The 6,797-nt window shown below is 32.9% G+C and carries 7 protein-coding genes and 1 pseudogene; 3 read left to right on the top strand and 5 right to left on the bottom strand.

Going from position 1 to position 6,797, the window contains the following annotated elements:
• Positions 1 to 324: pseudogene (locus Q0075_RS09655) on the top strand (gamma-glutamyl-gamma-aminobutyrate hydrolase family protein); the annotation flags it as partial.
• Here Q0075_RS09655 and yaaA read toward each other — a convergent pair.
• The 3 genes from yaaA to Q0075_RS09640 form a co-directional block, all read right to left on the bottom strand.
• Positions 325 to 1,083, bottom strand: a complete 759-nt coding sequence (yaaA, locus tag Q0075_RS09650; RefSeq protein ID WP_297869323.1) for a peroxide stress protein YaaA — start codon at positions 1,081 to 1,083, stop codon at positions 325 to 327.
• A 139-nt stretch (positions 1,084 to 1,222) separates the two neighbouring features.
• Positions 1,223 to 2,260: an RluA family pseudouridine synthase gene (locus tag Q0075_RS09645; protein ID WP_297869322.1), complete on the bottom strand. Its 1,038-nt coding sequence runs from the start codon at positions 2,258 to 2,260 to the stop codon at positions 1,223 to 1,225.
• Positions 2,247 to 2,900, bottom strand: a complete 654-nt coding sequence (locus tag Q0075_RS09640; RefSeq protein ID WP_297869321.1) for a PASTA domain-containing protein — start codon at positions 2,898 to 2,900, stop codon at positions 2,247 to 2,249. The genes Q0075_RS09645 and Q0075_RS09640 overlap by 14 nt, the downstream gene beginning before the upstream one ends.
• A 178-nt stretch (positions 2,901 to 3,078) precedes the next feature.
• Between Q0075_RS09640 and Q0075_RS09635 the strand changes: the two genes are divergently transcribed.
• Both Q0075_RS09635 and coaD read left to right on the top strand, forming a co-directional pair.
• Positions 3,079 to 4,053 carry a D-alanine--D-alanine ligase gene (locus tag Q0075_RS09635; RefSeq protein WP_297869320.1) on the top strand — a complete coding sequence of 325 codons (975 nt, stop codon included), beginning with the start codon at positions 3,079 to 3,081 and terminating at the stop codon, positions 4,051 to 4,053.
• 3 nt (positions 4,054 to 4,056) lie between these two features.
• A complete protein-coding gene (gene coaD / locus Q0075_RS09630; RefSeq protein ID WP_297869319.1) occupies positions 4,057 to 4,515 on the top strand; it encodes a pantetheine-phosphate adenylyltransferase in 459 nt (152 codons plus the stop codon).
• Positions 4,516 to 4,578: 63 nt separating this feature from the next.
• Here coaD and Q0075_RS09625 read toward each other — a convergent pair whose 3' ends face one another.
• Both Q0075_RS09625 and Q0075_RS09620 read right to left on the bottom strand, forming a co-directional pair.
• Entirely contained in the window at positions 4,579 to 5,214 is a 636-nt protein-coding gene (locus Q0075_RS09625) for a class I SAM-dependent methyltransferase (RefSeq protein ID WP_297869318.1), read from the bottom strand.
• A gap of 1 nt (position 5,215) precedes the next feature.
• Positions 5,216 to 6,562, bottom strand: a complete 1,347-nt coding sequence (locus tag Q0075_RS09620; RefSeq protein WP_297869317.1) for a DEAD/DEAH box helicase — start codon at positions 6,560 to 6,562, stop codon at positions 5,216 to 5,218.
• Positions 6,563 to 6,797: the final 235 nt, after the last annotated feature.

Genomic DNA, 6,797 nt, shown 5'->3' with positions numbered 1-6,797 from the left:
TTACAAGCAATTGGAGAAGTTTTTGGTGGAAAATTAATAAATCTTGAAAAAGTGTATCATGGTGTAGCAACCAAAATAATTATTATTGAAAATGATACACTTTTTCAAGATATCCCTAACGAAATTATTGTAGGTAGATACCACTCATGGGTTGTAAATAAAATAAATTTACCCAAAGAATTAATCATAACTTCCGAGGATTCAAATGAGCAAATTATGTCTTTAAGACATGTTACTTATGATGTAAAAGCGGTACAATTTCACCCTGAAAGTATCATGACTCCACATGGCAAACAAATCTTAAAAAACTGGATTGACAACTAACTATCTTGTAAAAACTAAAGTATTTCCTTTACTCAAATTCGCATCAAAAGCATAACCTTCATAGTTAAAACCTTTTAAATCTTCAATAGTTTCAGCATTAGTATCCATAATATAACGCACCATTAAGCCTCTTGCCTTTTTTGCGAAGAAACTAATCATTTTTAATTTTCCATCTTTATAATCTTTGAATTCTGGAGTAATTACTGGAACTTTTAATGCTTTTGTATTGACCGAACTAAAATATTCGTTGCTTGCTAAATTTAAAAATAATTCGTCTTTATTAAGTTCTTTGTTTAAGGCATCTGTGATGGTTTTCTTCCAAAACTCATATAAATTTTTCTTCGTTCCAATGGCGATTGAAGTTCCCATTTCTAAACGATACGGTTGCATTAAATCTAAAGGTTTTAGAAGTCCGTACAAACCTGAAAGTATTCGCAATTTTTCTTGTAAAACAGCTACTTTTTCTGTCGGCAAAGAATACACATCTAATCCGGTATAAACATCACCATCAAAAGCATAAACTGCTGGACGTGCATTTTCAGGCGTAAAAGGAACACTCCATTCTTGATTGCGTTGCCAATTTAATTCGGCTAACTTTTCAGAAATATCCATAAGCTCCATTAATTGCTTCGGTTTTTTCTTTTTTAACGTTTTTTGAATGGTTTCCGATTTCGACAAAAAAGCAGGTTCTGTGTAATTTGAAATCGGTAACGGACTCTCGTAATTCAAAGATTTAGCTGGTGATATAACAATTTTCATAGTTTCTAATTTCTGTTTTTCAAAAATACGAAAATATACAAAAGTTGGTTTATGAGTTTTATAAGATTTAATTATAGTGCCATAAAAAAACCTCCAACTATCTTTTAATTTGGAGGCTCTAATTTTTAAATATTTTCTTTTATTCTTCTGTAAATGTTTGCGCTTTTGAATAAACCCTCCATTTATCAATACATTCTTGTAAATCTTGTGGAATTGGAGAATCAAAACGTAAAAATTCCTTTGTGATGGGATGTTCAAATCCTAATGTTTTGGCATGAAGTGCTTGTCTAGGTAACACTTTGAAACAATTCTCAACAAACTGCTTGTATTTAGTAAACGTCGTTCCTTTCAAGATGGAATCACCTCCATATCGTTCGTCATTAAAAAGCGTATGACCAATATGCTTCATATGAACACGAATCTGATGCGTTCTTCCCGTTTCTAATTGGCATGAAACTAAAGTAACATATCCAAATCGTTCTAAAACTTTATAATGCGTTACTGCTGGCTTACCTTTTTCTTCATCTGAATGAACAGCCATTTGCATGCGATTCGTGTCATGACGACCAATGTTACCTTCCACGGTTCCTTCTTCTTCTTCAATATTTCCCCAAACTAATGCAACATATTCTCTTTCCGAAGTTTTTTCAGCAAATTGTTTAGTCAAATATGCCATAGCAAAATCCGTTTTCGCAACCACTAATAATCCTGAAGTGTCCTTATCAATTCGATGCACTAAACCTGGTCGTTCCGAACTGTTCATGGGTAAATTCTCAAAATGATAGGCTAACGCATTCACCAAAGTTCCCGAATAATTTCCGTGACCTGGATGTACTACCATTCCGGCTGGTTTGTTAATCACCAACAATTGGTCGTCTTCATACACAATATCCAACGGAATATTTTCGGGTGTTAGTAATTGCTCGTAAGTTGGATGCGCTAAAACTAAACGTACAACATCACCAGCTTTTACTTTGTAATTCGATTTTACAGGAACATCATTCACTAAAATCGAACCTTTTTCAGCCGCTTGTTGAATTTTATTTCGGGTGGTATTTTCAATCATGTTCATCAAAAATTTATCCACACGCAAAGCCGATTGACCTTTACTTGCTTCAAAACGATGATGTTCGTATAACTCGTCTTCGAGTTCGGTTCCTACATTATAATCCGCCATCTCCTTCTTTAAATTCTGCTGGTTGTACTTCTTCTGTTGGTGGTAATGTATCAGCTGGTTCTTCAGAACTAAAAGTCTCTTCGTTAAACACTTCTTTTCCATCGCCTAAAACAAAATCTAATGTCGAATTTTTCTTTACCTTATCTCCTGCTCTCAATCGTCTACCATCTTGAAAAATTTGCAATACAATATCTTTTGCAATGTGAGGTTTATAAGTAATTTTCCCCTCTTTTAAAGTTAATGATTTTATGGTTGCAGAAATTTGTCGAAACGTTTTATCCTTAAATTCTGGAATAGTAATTTCTGTAAATTCACCAGCATTTAATTTCACATAGACTTTACGACCATCTTTTACCAAACTTCCTGCTTTTGGATCTTGCTCTAAAATCGTAAAAGGTGGAAAATCGGCATTAAATTCGACTGTATCTAATAGAAAAACTTCTAAATCTAATTCGTTTAGTTTCTCTTCTGCAATTTCTAATTTCATTTTAGATAAATCGGGCACTTTTATTTCCTGCCCATGATTGGTTCTAAAATCAAGTAATTGGATTACTATAAAAGTAAAAACCACAACAATTGCAAAAGCTATAAATGCCTGAGTAAAAAAAGTTCTACTAGTTAAATATTTAAATAAACTCATACAGAATGATATTTTGACAAAGATATAAAATTCAAAAAGAAATTTCGATGCAATTCATTTTCATTTCTTAACACTTTAAAACGGGTATTTATTTAAAATATTTCTTTCAGAATCTTGCAAAAGCACTATACTTATCAATAAATAATGTATTTTTGTGTATCACTTTTAGAATTTCAAAATGAAAAACGTTGCCATTATCATGGGAGGTTACTCTAGCGAGTACAAAATTTCGTTAACCAGCGGAAATGTTGTATTTAACAATATTAATCGCAATAAATTTAATCCGTATCGTATTCATATTTTTAAAGAAAAATGGGTGTATGTAGATGAAAATGATGCTGAATTCCCAGTTGATAAAAACGATTTTTCTGTAACGGTTAATGGCTCAAAAATCAATTTTGATGTCGTTTTTAATGCAATACACGGAACGCCAGGTGAAGATGGTTTAATGCAAGCGTATTTCGAATTATTAAATATTCCTCAAACTTCTTGCGATTATTATCAAGCAGCATTAACATTCAATAAACGCGATATGTTATCGGTTTTAAAGCCTTACGGAATCAAAACAGCAGAATCATATTATTTGAATTTAGGCGACGAAATTAAAGTAGATGCTATTTTAGCGAAAGTGGGCTTACCTTGTTTTGTAAAACCAAATAAATCGGGTTCAAGTTTCGGAATTTCGAAAGTGAAAACTAGAGAAGAATTTCTTCCAGCTATTGAAAACGCTTATAAAGAAGACGACGAAATCATTATTGAAAATTTCCTTGACGGAACAGAAGTTTCAGTTGGTGTAATTAATTATAAAGGAACTGTTACGGTTTTACCAATTACCGAAATCGTATCGGAAAACGACTTTTTCGACTACGAAGCGAAATATTTAGGCAAATCGAAAGAAATTACGCCAGCCAGAATTTCGGATGAATTAAAAGCAAAAATCGAAACGGTTGCTAAAAGAGCTTACGAAGTATTAAAAATGAAAGGTTTTTCGAGAAGTGAATTCATTATTGTAAATAACGAACCACACATGTTAGAAATGAATACAATTCCAGGTTTAACAACCGAAAGTATTCTTCCACAACAGGCTCGCGAAGCTGGAATTTCATTACCAGAATTATTTGAAAACGCTATTGAATTGGCTTTAAAGAAATAAACTATGAGAAAAGCAATATTTCCAGGTTCGTTTGACCCAATTACTAACGGACATTTCGATATTATCAAAAGAGGCGTTTCTTTATTTGATGAAGTAATTGTAGCGATTGGTGTTAATGCCGAAAAAAAATACATGTTTTCCTTAGAAGATAGAAAACGATTCATCGAAGAAGCTTTTAAAGACGAACCCAAAGTAAAAGTCATCACTTACTCAGGTTTAACGATTGATTTGTGCAAAAAAGAAAAAGCAGATTTTATTTTACGTGGACTAAGAAACCCAGCCGACTTTGAGTTCGAAAAAGCCATTGCTCATACCAATCGTGTAATGTCGAAAATTGAAACCGTTTTCTTATTAACTGCTGCTCGAACTTCGTTCATTTCTTCGAGTATTGTACGTGATGTATTGCGAAATGGTGGCGACATTTCTCAGTTAGTTCCAGAATCGGTTTTGGATAAAAAATAGACTTAACACGAATTTCACAAATCAGCACGAAAAGATTAGTGGAAATTCGTGAAATTCGTGTTTTTAATTCTCAAACACAATCAATTTCTCTTTAATTATTAAATTCGAAAAGTAGAATTCATTTTTTATCCATTCTAATGTTTTGGGTTGGTAAATAAAAACATGGGTAAAATCATCTTTGTAATACCAATTTTCAAAAGGTGTTTGATTGTGGTAAATGGCTGTTTTGCAATATAATTTACCTTTCGGAAGTAGTAAGCTTTTCAATAATTCAAATTCTTTGGAAGGTTTATGAAAATGCTCCATTACCTCACAACACGAAACGTAATCGTATTTTTGATTTAAAAGTGCTACATCATTCGCAAAAAACAAATCGTAATTCTGTACTTGATAGCCTTTATCCGTCAACATTTTAGCAATCACCGGACCTGTTCCTGAACCAAAATCCAAACCATTAGCTTCTGGAGAAAAATCTTGTAAAACAGCATTTACGATTGGTGAAACAAAGTTTTGATAGCGTTCATCAAAAACATCATTGTTGTGTTTTTCGTAATGCGCTTTTTCTTCTTCAGCGGTCAAGAAAGTATCTTTTGGTCTGAAAATGCCATCGCAAGTATTACATTTATAAAACAAATGTTTCGGCTTTTCGCAAAAAAGCGTTGCTATGGAATTACATAATGGACAATTGTGCGAAATCATTTTACTCCTCCTCTTTCTTAATCACCTTTCTCGCTACTTCAATTTTATACTTCTTCCCTTTCATTTTCTCCTCTTTGATGTTTTGCAATAACGATTTTACTTTTGGATATTTCACCGCTACAAACGAAATAAAATCTTTGACTTCGATTAATCCAATATCGTCTTTTTCTAGTTTCCCTTTTTGTGAAAAGAAACCAACGATATCAATTTTATTCAACTTGTTTTTCTTTCCTCCGCTGATGTAAAGCGTTTGATATAAAGGCGCTTTTGGTAATGATTTGGCATAAGAAACATCTAAACGGGGTTTTCCGTAATCAAAATAATCGGCTTTCTTTTCGGTTTCGTTTACCAAAACATAAGCTGTTCCGGTGGCTAACATACGAGCGGTTCTTCCGTTTCGGTGTGTGAATTCGTCTTCTTTTGCGGGTAAATGGTAATGAATTACGTGTTTCATTTCTGGAATATCCAAACCTCTCGCACCTAAATCGGTCGTAATCAAATACGAAACACTACCATTTCTAAACTGAATCAAAGCACGTTCGCGTTCGTCTTGGTCTAATCCACCATGATAAAACGTAGAAATAATGCCTTTTTGAGTCAACATATCATGAATACGTTCCACTGCTTCTCTATGGTTACAAAAAATAATGGCAGCTTCTGAATTTAAAGAACAAATCAACTGAAACAAAGAATCAATTTTATCCTTAGATTTCGAAAATACGATACGAATATCTAAATTATCATTCTGTTTTTCTTTTGGAATAAAATCCAACACTTTCGGATTGACCACCTTCGTATATTTCGGAATTTCAACACCTGAAGTCGCAGAAACCAAAATACGTTTGTTTACTTTAGTGATTTTTCCAATGATATACGACATCTCCTCATGGAAACCCAATTGTAACGATTTATCAAATTCGTCTAAAACATAGGTTTTGATGTTATCGGTAGCAAAAATTCCTCGTTCTATATGATCGGCAATTCTTCCTGGTGTTCCAATTAACAACGCTGGCGGATTACTTAAGTTTTTGAATTCCGTTTCTATCGAGTGACCTCCATAACACGTATTAACTTTGTAGTGCGTTCCCATTTTTTTCCAAACTTGTTCAATTTGCAAACCTAATTCGCGTGATGGCACTAAAATTAAGCATTGCACACCTTTTACATCTTCATCTAATAATTGAAAAATTGGCAATAAAAAAGCTAACGTTTTCCCCGAACCTGTTGGAGAAAGCAATAACACATTATCTTCATTCAAAATAGCTTGTTGCGCTACTTCTTGCATTTTGTTTAAACTTTGAATACCAAGATTCAATAGTACATTGTTGGAATATGGATTTTGACTCATGTGGCAAAGATAAAGCCAATTAATTAAAAATTACGAATTATAAAATTCTACCTCAAAAAGATTCTTTATTTTTGAAAATCAAATCAAACTCAACTATGCGTTTTTTAAAAATAAGTTTGCTTTTCTTCTCTATTTCTGTGTTTTCACAAAACAATTTTACCACACCTTTTGAACGTGGTAATGGCAATCAATCCACTACTTATGAAGAATGTATTGCGTTTTATGAAAAATTAGA

This window comes from uncultured Flavobacterium sp., from assembly GCF_937967675.1.
Taxonomy (GTDB): domain Bacteria; phylum Bacteroidota; class Bacteroidia; order Flavobacteriales; family Flavobacteriaceae; genus Flavobacterium.
This window is presented reverse-complemented; position numbering and strand designations above follow the sequence as displayed.

Excerpts from the sequence above, each read along its gene's own strand:
- Q0075_RS09645 (WP_297869322.1), bottom strand. The coding sequence starts at position 2,260 with ATGGCGGATTATAATGTAGGAACCGAACTCGAAGACGAGTTATACGAA.
- Q0075_RS09620 (WP_297869317.1), bottom strand. The coding sequence starts at position 6,562 with ATGAGTCAAAATCCATATTCCAACAATGTACTATTGAATCTTGGTATT.
- Q0075_RS09635 (WP_297869320.1), top strand. The coding sequence starts at position 3,079 with ATGAAAAACGTTGCCATTATCATGGGAGGTTACTCTAGCGAGTACAAA.
- yaaA (WP_297869323.1), bottom strand. The coding sequence starts at position 1,083 with ATGAAAATTGTTATATCACCAGCTAAATCTTTGAATTACGAGAGTCCG.
- Q0075_RS09625 (WP_297869318.1), bottom strand. The coding sequence starts at position 5,214 with ATGATTTCGCACAATTGTCCATTATGTAATTCCATAGCAACGCTTTTT.
- coaD (WP_297869319.1), top strand. The coding sequence starts at position 4,057 with ATGAGAAAAGCAATATTTCCAGGTTCGTTTGACCCAATTACTAACGGA.
- Q0075_RS09640 (WP_297869321.1), bottom strand. The coding sequence starts at position 2,900 with ATGAGTTTATTTAAATATTTAACTAGTAGAACTTTTTTTACTCAGGCA.